This is a genomic window from Pseudomonas sp. IT-P2 (assembly GCF_949767575.1).
Lineage (GTDB): Bacteria > Pseudomonadota > Gammaproteobacteria > Pseudomonadales > Pseudomonadaceae > Aquipseudomonas > Aquipseudomonas pharyngis.
In genome coordinates this window covers 1-17,464 of record NZ_CATKQA010000006.1, presented here as the reverse complement: position 1 = coordinate 17,464, position 17,464 = coordinate 1, and the positions used below count along the sequence as shown (strand labels likewise).

Genomic DNA, 17,464 nt, shown 5'->3' with positions numbered 1-17,464 from the left:
GCACTGATCGCTCCCACGCTCTGCGTGGGAGTGCAGCCCCGGACGCTCTGCGTCCACTTCGAATGTGACGCAGAGCGTCACAGGGAGACATTCCCACGCAGAGCGTGGGAACGATCAGGTGTAAACGAACTTAGTGGAACAGAACAGCCGTCTTCTGCAGGGTCACCCACACACCCCACGCCAACGGAATCCCCACCACCAGCCACGCAGCGATCGCCAACGGCTTGCTGCCCGGCGCGGCTTTCCACTCCAGCACGGTGCTGCCGTCAGCACCCTTGTCGTGGCCCAGCGCCTGTTCGGCAGCCAGTTCGGCGTCGGTCATGAAGTACTTGTCGGCCACCGGGCGTACCAGCAGGTTGCACAGGAAACCCAGCACCAGCAGGCCGGCGAGGATGTACAGGGTGATGTCGTAAGCGGCGGCGCGTTCAACGCCGATGCTCAGCTGATACTCACGCAGGTAGTTCACCAGCACCGGACCCAGCACGCCAGCGGCAGCCCAAGCGGTCAGCAGACGACCGTGGATCGCGCCCACCATCTGCGTACCGAACAGGTCGGCCAGATACGCCGGAACGGTGGCGAAACCACCGCCGTACATCGACAGGATGATGCAGAACGCCGCCACGAAAAGCGCAACGTTGCCCAGGTGACCGAGGTTCGGGATCAGCGCGTACAGCGCAAAACCCAGTGCGAAGAACACGAAGTAAGTGTTCTTGCGGCCCAGGTAGTCCGAGAACGAGGCCCAGAAGAAACGACCACCGATGTTGAACAGGCTCAGCAGACCGGTGAAACCGGCCGCAATTGCAGCGATGGAAGCCAGTTGACCGGCGTCCAGCTGACCGAACGGCAGATCGTTACCCAGCAGCTTGCCACCGAACACTTCCTGCAACAGTGGCGAAGCCATGCCGAGGATGCCGATACCGGCGGACACGTTCAGGCACAGCACCAGCCACACCAGACGGAATTGCGGGGTTTTCCACGCCACGTTCACGTGAACGTGACGGTGGGTGATCATCGCGTTCGACGCTTTCTTCGCCGGTGCAGTCCAGCCTTCAGGCTTCCAGCCGGTTGGCGGTACGCGGTAAGCCAGCGCGCCACCGATCATGAACACGAAGTAGATCGCGGCCATGGCCACGAAGCTCTGCCACACGCCGACACCGGTTGGCGAAGCGAAGTGACTCATCAGAGCGGTCGCCAGTGGTGCACCAACCATCGCGCCACCGCCGAAGCCCATGATCGCCATGCCGGTCGCCATGCCGCGCTTGTCCGGGAACCATTTGATCAGGGTCGAGACCGGCGAGATGTAGCCCAGACCCAGACCGATACCGCCGATCACGCCGGAGCCTATCCACATCAGCCAGATCTGGTGGGTATAGATACCCAGCGCAGAAATCAGCAGACCGCCGCACCAGCACAATGCCGATACAACGCCGGCCTTGCGTGGTCCTGCGTGTTCAAGCCAGCCACCCCAGATCGCTGCCGAGCAGCCGAGGAAGATGAAGAACAGGGTGTAGATCCAGCCGAGCATGGAGATCGGCCAGTCGCATTGCGACGAGAAGACTTGTGCGATGAAGCTCATGTCCGGTGCGCAAGCCACCGGAGCGGTGACGCCCAGCGCCTTGGACAGCGGCAACCAGAACACCGAGAAGCCGTAGGCCATGCCGATGCACAGGTGAATGGCCAGAGCGGCCGGCGGGACCAGCCAACGGTTGAAACCGGGCTTGGCGATGATGCGTTCCTTGGACAGGAACCCGGGCTGATCGGCTTTGAAGCCGTCCGCCGTAATGGTCGTGCTCATTGTGTATCCCCCAATTATTAGTATGGTTCGCCAGCCACTGCCCACCCCGGCCTTTATGCACGCAGGCATGACCGTTTTTTGCGGGTGAAGCTCCTTGAAAGCGCGACGTTAAGTCGCAGATGGGCGGACGAACGGGCGAAGGTTACCATTTGCACGTGACAGAAAAACCAAACTGATATCACCTTTTTCATGTCATCTGATCTCAGGACGCCCGGGAACCCCGATGCCGATCGTTGTCGAAGCGCTGTATATCGCGGTTCTGCAGCCTTGACGTGGCACCGCAACAGCGCGGGTTGATGCAGCGCTATACTCCCCGGCTAAATTACGAATTCGACTACTTACAAGGACTCGCCCATGAAAGCGTTCGGCAAAATCCTGGGTCTGGTACTTCTCGGGCTGTTGCTGATCATTGTGGCGGCGGGCTTAGCCCTGACCCACCTGTTTGATCCCAACGACTACAAGGACGAGATCCGCCAGATAGCCCGCGACAAGGCCCACATCGAGCTGACGCTCAATGGCGATATCGGCTGGAGCCTGTTCCCGTGGCTCGGCCTGGAACTGCACGAGGCCAGCGTCGCGACCCTGGCCAAGCCTGCAGAACCGTTCGCCGACCTGCAGATGCTCGGCCTGTCCGTGCGCGTGCTGCCGCTGCTGCGCCGTGAGGTGCAAATGAGCGACGTGCGCGTCGAAGGCCTGAACCTGCGCCTGAACCGTGACAAGAATGGTCACGGCAACTGGGAAGACATCGGCAAGGTGCCGCCCAAGGCCGGCAGCACACCAGCGCCGACCACCACGGCCGAAACCGCCCCCGAGGCCCCTGCGCAACCGGAAAAACCGGCCCAGCCGATCCGCCTCGACATCGACAGCCTGACCGTCAACAACGCCCGCGTGGAATACAACGACGAGCTGACCGGCAAGCAATTCAGCGCCGAAAGCATCCAGTTGAGCACCGGCGCGGTTCACGATTCGACCAACATCCCGGTCAAGGCCACCGCGTTCCTCGGCACCAACCAGCCAGTGCTGCGGGTGCGCACCGAGCTCAACGGCGAGCTGCGCTTCGAGCGCGCCCTGCAACGCTACAAGTTCGAAGACCTGAAGCTGTCCGGCGAAGTTGCCGGCGATCCGCTGCAAGGCAAGACCGTGACCTTCGCCGCGCAAGGGCAATTGCTGCTGGACAAGGCCGCCAACGTCGCCGAATGGACCGGCATCAAGCTTTCGGTCAATCAGCTGCGTGCCTTGGGCGAACTGAAGGCCAACGACCTGGACAAGACGCCACAGATCACCGGCGGGATTTCCATCGCCCAGTTCGACCTGGCGAAATTCGTCGACAGCATCGGCCAGACCCTGCCAGCCATGGCCGAAGGCAGCCTGAGCAAGGTTGAACTGGTCAGCCGTGTCGCCGCGACGCCGACCAGCCTGGCGCTGGACAACATCAACCTGAAACTTGACGACAGCAGCTTCAGCGGCCGTATCGCCGTCGAAGATTTCGCCAAGCAATCGCTGCGGGCGGTCCTCAAGGCCGACACCTTTAACGTCGACCGTTACCTGCCGCCGAAATCGGAAAAAGCCAACAACGCTACCCAGGTCCGCCAGGCCGAAGTCGCCAGCACCGAGGCCGATGCCATGGCCGGGGCCGGCAGCACCCCGCTGCCGGAAAAACCGAGCAAAAGCGCCTGGAGCACCGAGCGCCTGTTCCCTGTCGAGCGCCTGAGCAAGCTCGACGTCAACGCTGACCTGACCTTCGGCCAGTTGACCCTCGACAAATTGCCGATCCAGAACGCCGCACTGAAAGCCACCGGCCAGGGCGGCCTGCTGACCCTGGAGAACCTGCGCGGCGAGCTGTACAACGGCGACTTCGAAGCCAAGGGCACGCTGGATGTGCGCCAGACAGCACCGGTGCTGAACCTGCAAACCCGGATCAACCGCGTGCCGGTGGAGAAGATCCTCGAAAGCCAGGGCAAGAATCCGCCGGTCAAGGGGCTGGTCAATCTCACCAGCACCGTTACCGGCAGCGGCAATAGCCAACAGGCGCTGATCGAAACCCTCAACGGTAACGCCAGTTTCGTGATCAACAACGGCGTGCTGCTCAACGCCAACCTTGAGCAGCAACTGTGCAAGGGCATCGCCACCCTCAACCGTAAATCCCTGAGCGGTGAGCCGCGCGGCAAGGACACGCCGTTCCAGGAACTCAAGGGCAACCTGACCTTCCGCAACGGGGTGGCCAGCAACCCGGACCTGAAAGTGCGCATCCCCGGCATGAGCGTCAACGGTGACGGCGATATCGACCTCAAGGTGCTGGGCATGGACTATCGCGTCGGCATCATCGTCGAAGGCGACACCAGTGCCATGCCGGACCCGGCCTGTCAGGTCGGCGACAAATTCGTCGGCATCGAATGGCCGCTGCGTTGCCGTGGCCCGCTGGAACTGGGCGCCAAAGCCTGCCGCGTGGACAACGAACGCATGGGCCAGGTCGCGACCAAACTGGCCGGCGACAAGATCAGCGAAAAAATCGACGAAAAACTGGGTGACAAAGTCAGCCCGGAACTGAAAAACGCATTGAAGGGGCTGTTCAAGCGATGAGAGCGGAGCAGTTTTCCACGGCGGTGCTGGAATGGTTCGACCGCCACGGCCGCCATGATTTGCCCTGGCAACAGAACATCAACCCGTACCGGGTGTGGGTGTCCGAGATCATGTTGCAGCAGACCCAGGTCAGCACCGTGCTCAATTACTTCGACCGCTTCATGGCCGCCCTGCCGACGGTCGAAGCCCTCGCCGAGGCGCCGGAAGACGAAGTGCTGCACCTGTGGACCGGGCTGGGTTACTACACCCGCGCGCGCAATCTGCAGAAGACCGCGAAGATCGTCGTCAGCCATTACGGCGGCGAGTTTCCCCGGGATGTCGAGAAGCTCACCGAGCTGCCGGGCATCGGCCTGTCCACTGCTGGCGCGATCGCCAGCATCAGCATGGGCCTGCGCGCGCCGATCCTCGACGGTAACGTCAAACGGGTGCTGGCGCGTTTTACCGCGCAGGAGGGTTACCCCGGCGAGCCGAAGGTCGCCAAGCAACTGTGGGCCAACGCCGAGCGCTTCACGCCGCAGGATCGGGTCAACGCCTACACCCAGGCGATGATGGACCTGGGCGCCACGCTCTGCACCCGCAGCAAACCGAGCTGCCTGCTGTGTCCGCTGAAAAACGGCTGCGAAGCACACATGCTGGGGCTGGAAACGCGCTACCCGATCCCCAAGCCGCGCAAGGCCATCCCGCAGAAACGCACGCTGATGCCGCTGTTGGCCAACGAGGACGGCGCGATTCTGCTTTATCGGCGCCCGTCCAGCGGATTGTGGGGTGGTTTGTGGAGTCTGCCGGAACTCGACGACCTCGACGATCTGCAACACCTCGCCGCGCAGCACTCGCTGGAACTGGGCGAGCAGCAGGCACTGCCGAGCCTTGTCCACACCTTCAGCCACTTCCAGCTGTCCATAGAACCCTGGCTGGTTCAGGTGCAGGAGGCCGGCGGTCACGTGGCCGAGGCCGACTGGCTCTGGTATAACCTCGCCACCCCGCCGCGCCTGGGCCTCGCCGCCCCGGTCAAGACCTTGCTCGAACGCGCGGCCACCGTCTTGAATGCAGGAGAGTCGACATGACACGCACCGTAATGTGCCGCAAGTACAAAGAACAACTCGAAGGTCTGGAGCGCCCACCGTACCCGGGCGCCAAGGGCCAGGACATTTTCGAACACGTCTCGGCCAAGGCCTGGGCTGACTGGCAGAAACACCAGACCCTGCTGATCAACGAAAAACGCCTGAACATGATGAACGCCGAAGACCGCAAATTTCTTCAGGGCGAAATGGACAAGTACTTCTCCGGCGAGGAATACGCTCAGGCCGAAGGCTACGTTCCGCCCGCAGAGTAAACCCCGCGAAATCGGGGGTCGGATCGTAAGCGACGGAATTAATTTAAGAAATTTTAAAAAAGTGTTTGACGTAAATCCGAAAAACCCTTTTAATGCGCCCCGTTGCCCAGATAGCTCAGTCGGTAGAGCAGGGGATTGAAAATCCCCGTGTCGGCGGTTCGATTCCGTCTCTGGGCACCAAATACCGAAAACCCTGAATCGCAAGATTCAGGGTTTTTTTATGCCTGCGATTTGATCACGGCCCGATTTCGCCCTTCTTGCAGGCCGGAATTGGCGATACGTTGCTCAACCCTTACGGAAGAGGGTCATCCCCGCGATGAACCAGAAAAGAACCCGCGTCCCCCTGCCCCATCCTGCGCCACCCGTAAAACGCACCGACTGGCTGATGATCGCTCTCGGCATCGTACTGACCCTCTGCGTAGGCCTGATCACTTATGAAACGGTGAACGGCCTGATTCAGGGACGCATCAGCAACATGGCGCGGGGGAAACACTTCGCCGTGTATTCACAGGCCGAACAGTCCCTCGACTTCTGGTTCACTGTTGCCACGCACTGCCTCTTCGCACTCTTCCTGTCGGGCGCTGCCTGGCTTCTGATCTGGATGGGACGCACCGCGACGGTCACGCCCCCCGGGCGTGACCGTCGGCGACGTTAGCTGTTGTCGTTCCAGTGGAACACCAGATTGCGCGCAGCACCGCCGCCTACTTGCGCCACATCCCGACGCGTTTCACCCTTGCGGGTGGCGACGACCGTGTACTTGCCTGGCGGTAACTGAACGTACACCAATGGCCCGGTTTGATTGAGCGTCAGCACGGTTTCACCGGGGGTTTTCTGGATCGCCACGTCGACATCGGCGGTGTATTCGTTTTGCGTACCGACAGCGAAGGTCATGTGCAGGTTGTAGCCCGCGGATTGCTGAATGGCTTTCGACTCATCTTCACCAATCCCGCCGGCCAGATAACGAACACCGTTTTGCTCTTGCTGCTGAACCTGCACAGCGGAATTGTTGATCGGCTCCAGACTTTCAGCCTGCGCCATGAGCGGAAACAGTAATATCGCCGCAGCGGCGACGGGCAGCACGAATGAAAGAACGCGTTTCATGAGGACGACTCCCGGGTTCTCGCGGAACCCAATCGTTACCTCTTTTTAGATTTTGTCTTGCGGAGTGGGTTTTAGAACGATTGGGAGTTGCGGTTGATACGAAAAGGACTACAGAAACTCCACCGACGATTCGCGCCGCATTGCGTCTCGAATCAGCGATTGCCTGATCAGCCTGCGAATTGGGTACTCACTGCGTTCCAATTCGTTGCATACCCACCCGCTTGAAGTTCATCCTCGACCCGTCCCCGAAAGTCTGGATCGCCATGAACCTACAAAGCGCGACGCTGCCACTCGGTCAGTTGTCAGCAGAAAGCGAGCCCTTCCAAGAGCCCGCCGCCGACGGCTATCTGCTCGGCGGTTTCACCTGGCGTCACGTCTCACCGGATCCACAACGCCCGGTTGTGATCATCAACGCCGCCACATCCGTGCGTTGCCGCCACTACTCGCGCTTCGCGGCGTATCTGTTCGCCAATGGGTTCGACGTGATCATTTACGACTACCGCGGCATTGGTGAATCGCGGCCAAAGTCGATGAGGCATTTGCAGGCTTCGTGGACGGATTGGGGCGCGCTGGATTTCGAAGCGATGCTCACACGCGCACAGAGGGAGTTTCCCGGTCAGCCGATCGATGTGGTCGGGCACAGCTTCGGCGGCTGCGCAGCAGGCCTGGGGGCGTCCGGGAAGATAATCCGACGACTGGTGACCGTCGGCGCGCAGTTCGCTTACTGGCGCGATTACGCGCCCGAGCATCGCTGGCGGATGTTCGGCAAATGGCATCTGCTGATGCCGCTGGTCACGCTGTTCTGTGGATATTTTCCGGGCAAGCGACTTGGCTGGCTGGAAGACACGCCCGCCGGCGTGGTGCGCGACTGGAGCACACCTGCCGCACGTTATGAGCGGCGTCCGAGCGGTAGAACGATCCGCAACCTGCCCTTCGCCAACGTCCGGGCCAAAGCCCTGGCAATCAGCATCAGTGACGATCCCTACGGCACGATTCCCGCCATCGAACGCCTGCTCGCCTACTTCCACAACGCGCAAAAGACCCACCTGCGAATCGAGCCGCAGGACATCGGCGAACAGCAAGTCGGACATTTCGCCTTTTTTCGCAGCGCATACCAAGCCACACTATGGCCCATCGCTCTGACCTGGCTGCAGACCGGCGAACTGGCCTGCGACACACCGGGGCGCGAAATCCCACGCAGCCAAGCCCTTTAACGCACCACGGAACACACACCATGGCTTCCGCCAACAAACAGCAAAAACGCGCCGCCCGGGCCAAGACCAAGGCCAAGCAGAACCGCACCAAACGTGCGGAAGCGCCGGTCGAGCTGGACCCGAACGACGACCGCATCGATTTCGAGTCGGTAGACCTCACCGAACTGTTCAAGAAAATGATCGACGCCGAAAAGATCAGCCAGCAGGCCATGTGCACCGCGTTCCTCGAGGACCCGCTGCTGGAGCTGGTGTACGAGCAGGAAGGCGAAGAAGGCGCGATGGACTTCATCCTCGCCGCGCTGATCGAGTACCGCCAGTGGTCCACCGAGACCGACGAGGCCGGCGCTCTGGCGTGGATCGAATCGCCGGATTTCCAGAAAGACTATGTGGCCGCGTCCGACGCAATCGCCGCACAAACCCAACAGAAAAACTGAGTTCCCATGGCATCCCTGAACAAACAGCAAAAACGCGCCAAACGAGCCAAGGCCAAAGCCAAGCAGATCCGCATGGTCGGTCGCAAACCCCTGGCGCAGGACGATGACCTCGGCCACCTGGCCGAGCCGATCCCGGAATACACCTTGGCGATGTTCAGCAAGATGCGCGACGCCGAAGCCGTCAGCCGCAATGAAATGCTCCTGACGCTGCTGCGTGAGCTGGCGTTCATCATCGTCGATCATCCTGAACTGCTGGACATGGAAAACGCCGAGAACGAAGGCATGGCCGCCACTCACCTGGCCGCCGACATGCTGATCGACTACCGCATGTGGGCCGATGGCATGGATCGCGAGACCGCCCAGGCGTGGCTGAGCGAACCGCAGTTCATCAGCGATTTCGGGATTGCGCTGGACACCTACGGCCAGTCGGTGGAAGCGCAGGAAGAGAAGAGCGAATAAACCGCTCGCAGTAACAAAAACGGCCGCTTGTCATCACTGACAGCGGCCGTTTTGCGTTACGCGTTGCGGATCAGTTCAAAACTGCCGCACCACGGTTTTCCACCTTGCGACGACGAGCTACCAACAGACCGGTAGCTACGACGACCAGACTCAGCAGGCCGGTCGCGAGGATTTCCACGCGGTGGGCCTCCTGGAACAGCATGATGGTCAGGGCTGCCACGATGAACACGATCACCGCGTAGGTCAGGCCCGGGAACAACCACATGCTGAAGACGATTTTTTCGCCGCGAGCCATGCGTTGTTTACGCATGCGCAGTTGCGAAATCGCGATCACCAGGTACACCAGCAGCGCGATCGCGCCGGAGCTGGCCAACAGAAACTCGAATACCGCCGCCGGGGCCACGTAGTTGGCGAAAGTGCACAGGAATGCCGCGCCGGTGGACAGCATCACCGCCCAGTAAGGGGTACCGCTTTTGTTGGTGCGGGTCGCCATGGCCGGAGCATCGCCACGCTTGCCGAGGGAGAACAGCATGCGCGAAGAGGTGTACAGCGCCGAGTTCAGGCAGCTGGTCACAGCAACCAGAACCACGATATCAACGATCATCTTGGCGTTCGGGATGCCCATGCGCTCAAGCACAGTCTGGTAGGAACCGACGCTGGCCAGAACCGGGTCATTCCATGGCACCAGGGCCACGACGATGAAGATCGACACGAGGTAGAACAGGCCGATCCGCCAGATCACCGAGTTGGTGGCCTTGGAGATCTGCTTGCCAGGGTTCTTCGATTCCGCGGCCGCAATGGTCACGATCTCGGTACCCATGAAGGAGAACATGGTGGTCAGGATCGCGCCCAGTACCGCGCCCATGCCGTTCGGCAGGAAGCCCTGGGTGTCGAAGATGTGCGACACGCCGCTGACCTGGCTGTTCGGCAGGAAGCCGAAAATGGCCGCAACGCCGAGGATGATGAAACCGATGATCGCCACGACTTTGAGCAGGGCGAACCAGAATTCGAACTCACCGTAATTTTTCACGCTGAACAGGTTGGTCACGGTCAGCAGCATGGTGATGATCAGCGCGAACGCCCAGATATCCACACCCGGGAACCACGCGTGCAGGATGGTTGCGGCGGCGTTGGCTTCCAGCGGAATCACCAAAACCCAGAACCACCAGTACAGCCAGCCGATGGTGAAACCGGCCCAATGGCCAATGGCGCGGTCGGCGTAAGTCGAGAACGAGCCGGTGTCAGGCGAGGCAACCGCCATTTCGCCGAGCATGCGCATCACCAGCACAACCAGCGCGCCAGCAGCGGCGTAAGCCAGCAGAACGGCTGGACCGGCAGCGGCGATGGCGTGGCCGGAGCCGACGAACAGACCTGCACCGATCACCCCGGCGATCGACAGCATGGTCACATGACGCGGTTTGAGCCCCTGTTCGAGGCCATTGGAGCTTTGGGTACTGCTCATTGGAACTACCTTTGCGAGGAAAGCGATTGCGTCCGGCCCGTCTGGCGTTCCTTCTCGTAAAAAGAATCCAACGGGGCGTTCCGGATTCTGCACGCAATAAATGCGCCAAAATGTTTCAAACTCTTCTGCCGTGCGGTTTTCCGCGCGACCGGACAGTCATCGCAAGTCCTTGAGAATAATGGCCTTTCGCCAAAACGTTACCCTGCGACTCACTTTTCAAACGAACGAGCGCACCAGAAACACACTGAAAAAGTGCGGGATGCACAATAAAGGGGCGAATGAGGAACGATCGGCCGGATAGCGCTTCCAACACCCCGCCAAAGGTGGCAACATCGCGCCTTTTTTTACGCGACACCCACGGGAATCCACGTTCAAACACCCGTTCGGTTGTTGATGGGGCGACAGTCTGCTGCGCCGATGCGACAACCTGCCACACGCCATCCGTTTACCGCTCGTAGCGCTGTTGGCTGCCATTGAAACGCTATGCTAGCTTGGCCGCCTCGCCAGGAAGGCCAACCAACAGCAGGAGCGCAACATATATGAGGAACGCACATGGCTGAGGCCACGCCCGCGCTTGAAATCCGCAACTTGCACAAACGCTACGGACAGCTTGAGGTGCTCAAAGGCATCTCGCTGACCGCCCGCGACGGCGATGTGATCTCGATCCTGGGTTCCTCCGGTTCCGGCAAGTCCACGTTCCTGCGTTGCATCAACCTGTTGGAAAACCCGCATCAGGGCCAGATCCTGGTGGCCGGGGAAGAACTCAAGCTCAAGGCCGCCAAGAATGGCGAACTGGTTGCCGCCGACGGCAAGCAGATCAACCGCCTGCGCTCCGAGATTGGTTTTGTGTTTCAAAACTTTAATCTGTGGCCGCACATGAGCGTGCTCGACAACATCATCGAAGCCCCGCGCCGCGTGCTCGGCCAGAGCAAGGCCGAAGCCATCGAAGTCGCCGAAGCGCTGCTGGCCAAGGTCGGCATCGCCGACAAGCGCCACGCCTATCCGGCGCAACTGTCCGGCGGCCAGCAACAGCGCGCGGCGATTGCCCGCACGCTGGCGATGCAGCCCAAGGTGATCCTGTTCGACGAGCCCACCTCCGCCCTTGACCCGGAAATGGTCCAGGAAGTACTTAATGTCATCCGCGCATTGGCCGAAGAAGGCCGCACCATGCTGCTCGTGACCCACGAGATGGGCTTTGCCCGTCAGGTCTCCAGCGAAGTGGTGTTCCTCCACCAGGGCCTGGTAGAAGAGCAAGGATCGCCACAGCAGGTGTTCGAAAACCCGCTTTCGGCGCGCTGCAAACAATTCATGTCCAGCAACCGCTAACGGAGCTACCCGCATGCAGAACTACAAAAAGGTCTTCCTGGCCGCCGCCGTCACCCTCGCGTTCAGCGCCGGTGCCATGGCCGAGACCCTGAAGATGGGCATCGAAGCGGCTTACCCGCCGTTCAACAACAAAGACGCCAGCGGTAACGTCGTCGGCTTCGACAAAGACATCGGCGACGCCCTGTGCGCCAAGATGAAAGTTGAATGCTCCGTCGTCACTTCGGACTGGGACGGCATCATCCCGGCCCTGAACGCCAAGAAGTTCGACTTCCTGATCTCCTCGATGTCGATCACCGACGAGCGCAAGCAAGCGGTGGACTTCACCGACCCGTACTACTCCAACAAGCTGCAATTCATCGCGCCGAAAAACGTCGACTTCAAAACCGACAAGGCTGCGCTGAAAGGCAAGGTGATCGGCGCCCAGCGTGCGACCCTGGCTGGCACCTTCCTGGAAGACAACTTCGGTGACGACATCACCGTCAAGCTGTACGACACCCAGGAAAACGCCTACCTCGACCTGACTTCCGGTCGTCTGGACGGCATCCTCGCCGACAAATACGTCAACTACGAGTGGCTGAAAAGCGACGCCGGCAAAGCCTATGAATTCAAGGGCGACCCGGTAGAAGAAAGCGACAAGATCGGTATCGCTGTACGTAAAGGCGACCCGATCCGCGAGAAGCTGAACGCCGCGCTGAAGGAAATCGTTGCCGACGGCACCTACAAGAAGATCAACGACAAGTACTTCCCGTTCAGCATCTACTGATCCTGACCTGCCGGATCGGCGCCGTTACATGACGGTGCCGATCCCCGGCCTTGCCTGCCGCGATTTGAAAAGAAATCCATGATTATCGACCTCTACGGATTCGGCCCGGCGCTCTTCGCCGGCGCGCTGATGACCGTCAAACTGGCACTCTCGGCCCTGTGCCTGGGGCTGGTGCTCGGTCTGCTCGGCGCCTTGGCCAAGACTTCCCCGTACAAGCCGTTGCAGTGGCTTGGCGGAACCTATTCGACCCTGGTGCGCGGCGTCCCGGAATTGCTCTGGGTGCTGTTGATCTACTTCGGTACGGTCAACGCCATGCGCGCGCTCGGTGAGCTCCTCGGCAATCCCGAACTGGAACTCAGCGCCTTCGCCGCCGGCGTCATTGCGCTGGGCCTGTGCTTCGGCGCCTACGCCACGGAAGTGTTTCGCGGCGCAATCCTCGCCATTCCCAAAGGCCACCGCGAGGCTGGCGTGGCCCTGGGCCTGTCGAAATGGCGGATCTTCACCAAATTGATCATGCCGCAAATGTGGCGCATCGCCCTGCCCGGCCTGGGCAACCTGTTCATGATCCTGATGAAAGACACCGCGTTGGTGTCGGTCATCGGCCTGGAAGAAATCATGCGTCACGCGCAGATCGGCGTGACCGTGTCCAAGCAGCCATTCACCTTCTATATGGTGGCGGCGCTCATGTACCTGTGCCTGACCGTGCTGGCGATGATCGGCATGCACCTGCTGGAAAAACGCGCCGCACGCGGCTTCGCGAGGAGCGCTCAATGAATTGGGAAGTCATCATCAAGTGGCTGCCGAAACTGGCCCAGGGCGCGACGCTGACCCTGGAGCTGGTGGCCATCGCTGTGATCGCCGGTTTGCTGCTGGCAATTCCGCTGGGCATCGCCCGTTCTTCGAAGCTGTGGTACGTGCGCGCTGTGCCCTACGCCTACATCTTCTTTTTCCGTGGCACGCCGTTGCTGGTTCAGCTGTTCCTGGTCTACTACGGCCTGGCGCAGTTCGACGCGGTGCGTAACAGCTCGATGTGGCCGTACCTGCGCGATCCGTTCTGGTGCGCTACCGCGACCATGACCCTGCACACGGCCGCGTACATCGCCGAGATCCTGCGCGGGGCGATCCAGGCGATTCCGCCGGGCGAGATAGAAGCGGCGCGGGCGCTGGGCATGTCCCGGCCGAAAGCGCTGTTCTACATCATCCTGCCGCGTGCCGCGCGTATCGGCCTGCCAGCCTACAGCAACGAAGTGATCCTGATGCTCAAGGCCAGTGCCCTGGCCAGCACCGTGACCCTGCTGGAACTGACCGGTATGGCGCGCACGATCATTGCCCGCACTTACCTGCCGGTGGAGATTTTCTTCGCCGCTGGCGTGTTCTATCTGGTGATGGCCTACGTGCTGGTTCGCGGTTTCAAACTGCTGGAACGCTGGCTGCGCGTCGATGCGTGCCAGGGGCGCTGATTCTTCCGACGTGCTGACGGGCGAGGCCCTGCTCGCCCGTTTCACGGCACTGGATACATTTCTCACAGCGCATCAGGCGCTGTGGAAGCCCCGCCCGTTCACTCATCTGCAACTGCCATGGGAAGCGTCCTACCCGGAACTAGCCTCGTGGCTACGCGGGCGGTCGCTGGAAGATGCGGAAAACGCCCACAACCAACCTGCCGAACTCCTGAATGCGCCGGAGCCGTTTGCTTCATTGGCGGCGCTGTCGCTTGAGTTGAGTTCGGTCGGTGAATTGCCTGCGCATTCGCTGGAAGCCGCCGGTCATCGCTTGAATGTGGATGTGCCGGGACGCAAATGGCAGCAGATCGAGGCCTTCGCCAGCCGCTTGTCGTTTGCCGCGCAACCGAAGCACTGGCTGGATTGGTGTTCGGGCAAAGGCCATTTAGGTCGGCGTCTGCTCGGCGCTGGGCAGCAACTCACCTGTCTGGAATACGACCCGGCGCTGGTTGCCAGCGGTCAGGCGCTGAGTCAGCGTTATCACTTGCATGCGCTGCATGTCGAGCAGGATGTGCTTGCGGCGAACACCGCTTTATTGCTGGACGCCGAACACACACCTGTCGCCCTGCATGCTTGTGGCGATCTGCATGTACGCCTGATGCAATTGGCCTCCGCCGCTGGCTGCCGACAACTGGCGATCGCACCGTGCTGCTACAACCGGATCAGTCGCACCGAATATCAGGCGTTGTCCTCCGCAGGTTCACGCTCCGCCCTACAGCTCTCGCTGGAAGATCTGTCCCTGCCGATGAGCGAAACCGTCACCGCCGGTGCCCGCGTCCGACGTCAGCGTGACACCTCCATGGCCCGCCGACTGGCTTTCGATCTGTTGCAACGGCAAGTGCGTGGCGTCGACGAATACTTGCCGACGCCGTCCCTGCCGAGCGCCTGGCTGGACAAACCGTTCGCTGATTACTGCCGCGATCTGGCAGCGTTGAAAGAGTTATCCACAGTTGGCGCGCCAGATTGGGTAGCACTGGAAGCTGCCGGTTGGCAGCGATTGGCCGAAGTTCGCAACCTGGAACTGCTGCGTGGACTGTTCCGACGGCCGCTGGAGCTTTGGCTGAATCTGGATCGGGCACTTTTCCTCACCGAACAGGGATACGTCGTACGTCTCGGCACCTTCTGCGAAGCGCCGCTCACACCGCGCAATTTCCTGTTGCTGGCCGAACGCGTTTAATCCTCCACAGCCTGTGGATAACTCTGTTGATGGAATTATCGTGGATCCAATATCCACGGCTGTTTCAGGCCATTAACAGCGCTGGTCATTTTTTGTTCATATAAATAAAAAACCGGCAAAACAGGGATTTGCGATTCAAATGAGAACCCGTCCACAAAATCCCCTCTAAGCCCGTCCTCTTCAAAGCCTGTTGTGCATAAGCCCTCGACCAAAAGGACATAACCGCCGAATCGCGGACGCCGGCAATGGACAATTGCACCGGCCATCTGCCCTTGCTATACAGACCTGTGCCGTGCAGGTAGCGCACGCCCGAACAAGAAAAGTCTGACCGACAGGAAGCGACCGTGACGTTCATTTCTTACGCACAGAATTTCGAGGACGTTCGCCTCTGGCGCGCCCTGCAGTATTTTGAAAACGGTTTTTATATCGACGTCGGCGCCAATGACCCGATCCACGACTCGGTCACCAAGGCCTTTTATGATCGCGGCTGGCAAGGCATCAACGTCGAGCCAATGCAGAACTACTACGACGCACTCCGCCAGCATCGCCCCCGCGACACCACGCTGCAATGCGTGGCCAGCGACCAGCCGGGCGAACTGACTTTCTACGGCATTGCCGACACCGGCCTGTCCACCGCTGACCCGGTCGTTGCGCAAGAACGCAAAAACCTCGGCATGGACGTGCAAAGCTTCACTGTCAACGCACGCACACTGACCTCGATCTGCGAAGAACACGCCGCCGAGCGGCCGATCCACTTCCTGAAAATCGACGTCGAGGGCCACGAAGAAACCGTCCTGCGCGGCATGGACTTCAGCCGCTTCCGCCCCTGGATCATCCTCATCGAAACCCCATGGGAGCGCGACCACACCTGGGAACACCTGGTGACCGACGCCGGCTACACCAACGTCCTGTTCGACGGCCTCAACAGCTTCTTCCTGGCCAACGAACAAATCAACCTCAAACCCGCGTTCGACCTGCCACCGTGCAACCTCGACAACTTCCAGCTGTGCAAAGGCCACAACCTCGCCCACCCGGTAAACCCGGCCCTGGAAACCGCCCTGCAACGCGCCGAACAAGCCGAAGCCCAACTGCGCGCCATGCAAAACAGCCGCGCCTGGCGCGCTGTACAAAAACTGCGCAACGTCCTGCGCCGGGCGTGATTCGCAGAGCGCGCAAAAATAGTCTGAATTCAGGGGTTTACAGAAGCACCCGAGTCGCTATAATCGTCGCCCACACGCCGGTATAGCTCAGATGGTAGAGCAACTGACTTGTAATCAGTAGGTCCCGGGTTCGATTCCTGGTGCCGGCACCAAGTTCAAAGCCCCGCAATGCGGGGCTTTGTCGTTTCTGGGGTCTTAGACTTACCTCACGTCAAAACGTGAAAGTGTCCACAAAGTGTCCACACTTCATTTTTTTGCCTCTCTCGAACCAAACCAGCTACATCCACCCTCCGCATCCGCCGCAATCATTGCCCGGCCGATACTCATCGCTTCTTCAAGCAAATCGATCGCCTCCCGAAACATCTCGGGCCTGTCAGTTCCTCCAGCCAGCACACCGCCCTCGATCACGTCCTGCCTGACGCTATCAGCCAACTGATGAAAGCGGACGATTTGCCTCGCTTGGTCTTTACTCAGCACCCCCAGCTTCGTGACGTTCGCTTGGAAAACCCGGTTGAATTGGCCATCAATGCGGATTTGATAAAACTCGGGACTAGTGTTGAACGCATTCATCACTGCTGACCGACGATAAAGCAATTTCGCCTCGCAAAACTTGAACTGACGCTGCCAAGTGGCAGCGTCAGACATTTCCTCAGAGGATCGCTGTTGGTAAACAGGTTCAAAAAGCCTGTTTATAGACACGCCGTGATACCTCCCAAGGGCTACAAGTCCTTGCGCCGTTGCCTACGGCTACGCCAGAATCCGCCGGCTTGTGCGCCTCGGGCTAACTGGTAAGTTGGTTGTGTCACTGACTCCCAGTGACCGGGTATAGCAGCCCGGTATGCCTCGGAAGCACAAGTATCATCTGGTCAGGCAATCGCCTGTGCTCAATGGTGGCTGTGTGCATGGCACCTTCGGGTGCGCCGGATTCCGAGAGCTTACCGGTCTGCTACTTGCGCACAGCCGCCACCCTTTCGAAGAGCAGCGAAGGGAACGCGGCTTCACCAGAGGAAAGCTCTTATGTTCAAGGTAACGCCGAATCCGCCGGTCACCGAACCGACGTCCATCCCCGATCCGACATCGCCCTACGAATGCCCCGGTTCTAAAAAATTCAACGAAGCCGCCGAGCGCCCCCTCGACTACTACCTGGGCCCGCCCACCGCT

General features: G+C 60.3%; 17 protein-coding genes and 2 tRNA genes. 15 read left to right on the top strand and 4 right to left on the bottom strand.

Annotated elements, in window-relative coordinates:
• Positions 1 to 130: 130 nt before the first annotated feature.
• On the bottom strand, positions 131 to 1,795 hold the full coding sequence (locus ACM6JM_RS04450) for an OFA family MFS transporter (protein WP_039764668.1): 1,665 nt from the start codon (positions 1,793 to 1,795) through the stop codon (positions 131 to 133).
• A 354-nt stretch (positions 1,796 to 2,149) separates the two neighbouring features.
• On the opposite strand from ACM6JM_RS04450, the gene ACM6JM_RS04445 reads away from it, so the two are divergent.
• From ACM6JM_RS04445 to ACM6JM_RS04425, 5 genes are all read left to right on the top strand, one after another.
• The gene (locus ACM6JM_RS04445; RefSeq protein WP_414881377.1) at positions 2,150 to 4,375 is read left to right on the top strand and encodes an AsmA family protein; all 2,226 of its coding nucleotides are present in this window, start codon (positions 2,150 to 2,152) and stop codon (positions 4,373 to 4,375) included.
• Complete coding sequence (mutY, locus tag ACM6JM_RS04440; protein ID WP_039764665.1) at positions 4,372 to 5,439, top strand: A/G-specific adenine glycosylase; 1,068 nt, start codon at positions 4,372 to 4,374, stop codon at positions 5,437 to 5,439. Before ACM6JM_RS04445 ends, mutY begins: the two co-directional genes overlap by 4 nt.
• A complete protein-coding gene (locus ACM6JM_RS04435; protein WP_007952551.1) occupies positions 5,436 to 5,708 on the top strand; it encodes an oxidative damage protection protein in 273 nt (90 codons plus the stop codon). Before mutY ends, ACM6JM_RS04435 begins: the two co-directional genes overlap by 4 nt.
• 104 nt (positions 5,709 to 5,812) lie before the next feature.
• Positions 5,813 to 5,888, top strand: a tRNA-Phe gene (locus ACM6JM_RS04430).
• A gap of 136 nt (positions 5,889 to 6,024) precedes the next feature.
• A complete protein-coding gene (locus ACM6JM_RS04425; RefSeq protein WP_039764663.1) occupies positions 6,025 to 6,363 on the top strand; it encodes a hypothetical protein in 339 nt (112 codons plus the stop codon).
• Here the strand turns inward: ACM6JM_RS04425 and ACM6JM_RS04420 are convergent.
• The gene (locus ACM6JM_RS04420; RefSeq protein ID WP_074689501.1) at positions 6,360 to 6,809 is read right to left on the bottom strand and encodes a hypothetical protein; all 450 of its coding nucleotides are present in this window, start codon (positions 6,807 to 6,809) and stop codon (positions 6,360 to 6,362) included. The two genes, ACM6JM_RS04425 and ACM6JM_RS04420, sit on opposite strands and share 4 nt — an antisense overlap.
• Positions 6,810 to 7,072: 263 nt before the next feature.
• On the opposite strand from ACM6JM_RS04420, the gene ACM6JM_RS04415 reads away from it, so the two are divergent.
• From ACM6JM_RS04415 to ACM6JM_RS04405, 3 genes are read left to right on the top strand one after another with little or no spacing between them, the layout of a single operon-like run.
• Positions 7,073 to 8,023, top strand: a complete 951-nt coding sequence (locus ACM6JM_RS04415; RefSeq protein ID WP_414881401.1) for an alpha/beta fold hydrolase — start codon at positions 7,073 to 7,075, stop codon at positions 8,021 to 8,023.
• Between the two features lie 20 nt (positions 8,024 to 8,043).
• Positions 8,044 to 8,457 (top strand): hypothetical protein, encoded by a 414-nt coding sequence (locus ACM6JM_RS04410; RefSeq protein WP_197869358.1) that lies wholly within the window; start codon positions 8,044 to 8,046, stop codon positions 8,455 to 8,457.
• 6 nt (positions 8,458 to 8,463) lie between these two features.
• Entirely contained in the window at positions 8,464 to 8,916 is a 453-nt protein-coding gene (locus ACM6JM_RS04405) for a hypothetical protein (protein ID WP_039764661.1), read from the top strand.
• 70 nt (positions 8,917 to 8,986) lie between these two features.
• Here ACM6JM_RS04405 and gabP read toward each other — a convergent pair whose 3' ends face one another.
• On the bottom strand, positions 8,987 to 10,378 hold the full coding sequence (gene gabP / locus ACM6JM_RS04400) for a GABA permease (RefSeq protein WP_039764660.1): 1,392 nt from the start codon (positions 10,376 to 10,378) through the stop codon (positions 8,987 to 8,989).
• A 552-nt stretch (positions 10,379 to 10,930) separates the two neighbouring features.
• Between gabP and ACM6JM_RS04395 the strand changes: the two genes are divergently transcribed.
• The 7 genes from ACM6JM_RS04395 (at position 10,931) to ACM6JM_RS04365 (ending at position 16,455) form a co-directional block, all read left to right on the top strand.
• The gene (locus ACM6JM_RS04395; protein ID WP_007897462.1) at positions 10,931 to 11,704 is read left to right on the top strand and encodes an ABC transporter ATP-binding protein; all 774 of its coding nucleotides are present in this window, start codon (positions 10,931 to 10,933) and stop codon (positions 11,702 to 11,704) included.
• A gap of 13 nt (positions 11,705 to 11,717) precedes the next feature.
• Positions 11,718 to 12,467 (top strand): ABC transporter substrate-binding protein, encoded by a 750-nt coding sequence (locus ACM6JM_RS04390; protein WP_039764659.1) that lies wholly within the window; start codon positions 11,718 to 11,720, stop codon positions 12,465 to 12,467.
• 78 nt (positions 12,468 to 12,545) lie between these two features.
• Entirely contained in the window at positions 12,546 to 13,241 is a 696-nt protein-coding gene (locus tag ACM6JM_RS04385; RefSeq protein ID WP_039764658.1) for an ABC transporter permease, read from the top strand.
• Positions 13,238 to 13,927 carry an ABC transporter permease gene (locus ACM6JM_RS04380; protein WP_039764656.1) on the top strand — a complete coding sequence of 230 codons (690 nt, stop codon included), beginning with the start codon at positions 13,238 to 13,240 and terminating at the stop codon, positions 13,925 to 13,927. The genes ACM6JM_RS04385 and ACM6JM_RS04380 overlap by 4 nt, the downstream gene beginning before the upstream one ends.
• Complete coding sequence (locus ACM6JM_RS04375) at positions 13,908 to 15,143, top strand: methyltransferase (RefSeq protein ID WP_074689497.1); 1,236 nt, start codon at positions 13,908 to 13,910, stop codon at positions 15,141 to 15,143. The genes ACM6JM_RS04380 and ACM6JM_RS04375 overlap by 20 nt, the downstream gene beginning before the upstream one ends.
• A gap of 344 nt (positions 15,144 to 15,487) precedes the next feature.
• A complete protein-coding gene (locus tag ACM6JM_RS04370; protein ID WP_414881376.1) occupies positions 15,488 to 16,303 on the top strand; it encodes an FkbM family methyltransferase in 816 nt (271 codons plus the stop codon).
• Positions 16,304 to 16,379: 76 nt separating this feature from the next.
• Positions 16,380 to 16,455 (top strand) — tRNA-Thr (locus ACM6JM_RS04365).
• A 94-nt stretch (positions 16,456 to 16,549) separates the two neighbouring features.
• Here ACM6JM_RS04365 and ACM6JM_RS04360 read toward each other — a convergent pair.
• Positions 16,550 to 16,948, bottom strand: coding sequence for a hypothetical protein (locus ACM6JM_RS04360; RefSeq protein ID WP_039764651.1), 399 nt, complete (start codon positions 16,946 to 16,948; stop codon positions 16,550 to 16,552).
• Between the last annotated feature and the right edge of the window lie 516 nt (positions 16,949 to 17,464).

Coding starts and splice junctions, on each gene's coding strand:
- ACM6JM_RS04360 (WP_039764651.1), bottom strand. CDS start 16,948: ATGTCTGACGCTGCCACTTGGCAGCGTCAGTTCAAGTTTTGCGAGGCG.
- ACM6JM_RS04385 (WP_039764658.1), top strand. CDS start 12,546: ATGATTATCGACCTCTACGGATTCGGCCCGGCGCTCTTCGCCGGCGCG.
- ACM6JM_RS04390 (WP_039764659.1), top strand. CDS start 11,718: ATGCAGAACTACAAAAAGGTCTTCCTGGCCGCCGCCGTCACCCTCGCG.
- ACM6JM_RS04395 (WP_007897462.1), top strand. CDS start 10,931: ATGGCTGAGGCCACGCCCGCGCTTGAAATCCGCAACTTGCACAAACGC.
- ACM6JM_RS04420 (WP_074689501.1), bottom strand. CDS start 6,809: ATGAAACGCGTTCTTTCATTCGTGCTGCCCGTCGCCGCTGCGGCGATA.
- ACM6JM_RS04405 (WP_039764661.1), top strand. CDS start 8,464: ATGGCATCCCTGAACAAACAGCAAAAACGCGCCAAACGAGCCAAGGCC.
- ACM6JM_RS04435 (WP_007952551.1), top strand. CDS start 5,436: ATGACACGCACCGTAATGTGCCGCAAGTACAAAGAACAACTCGAAGGT.
- mutY (WP_039764665.1), top strand. CDS start 4,372: ATGAGAGCGGAGCAGTTTTCCACGGCGGTGCTGGAATGGTTCGACCGC.
- ACM6JM_RS04445 (WP_414881377.1), top strand. CDS start 2,150: ATGAAAGCGTTCGGCAAAATCCTGGGTCTGGTACTTCTCGGGCTGTTG.
- ACM6JM_RS04375 (WP_074689497.1), top strand. CDS start 13,908: ATGCGTGCCAGGGGCGCTGATTCTTCCGACGTGCTGACGGGCGAGGCC.
- ACM6JM_RS04380 (WP_039764656.1), top strand. CDS start 13,238: ATGAATTGGGAAGTCATCATCAAGTGGCTGCCGAAACTGGCCCAGGGC.
- ACM6JM_RS04425 (WP_039764663.1), top strand. CDS start 6,025: ATGAACCAGAAAAGAACCCGCGTCCCCCTGCCCCATCCTGCGCCACCC.
- ACM6JM_RS04410 (WP_197869358.1), top strand. CDS start 8,044: ATGGCTTCCGCCAACAAACAGCAAAAACGCGCCGCCCGGGCCAAGACC.
- gabP (WP_039764660.1), bottom strand. CDS start 10,378: ATGAGCAGTACCCAAAGCTCCAATGGCCTCGAACAGGGGCTCAAACCG.
- ACM6JM_RS04415 (WP_414881401.1), top strand. CDS start 7,073: ATGAACCTACAAAGCGCGACGCTGCCACTCGGTCAGTTGTCAGCAGAA.
- ACM6JM_RS04450 (WP_039764668.1), bottom strand. CDS start 1,795: ATGAGCACGACCATTACGGCGGACGGCTTCAAAGCCGATCAGCCCGGG.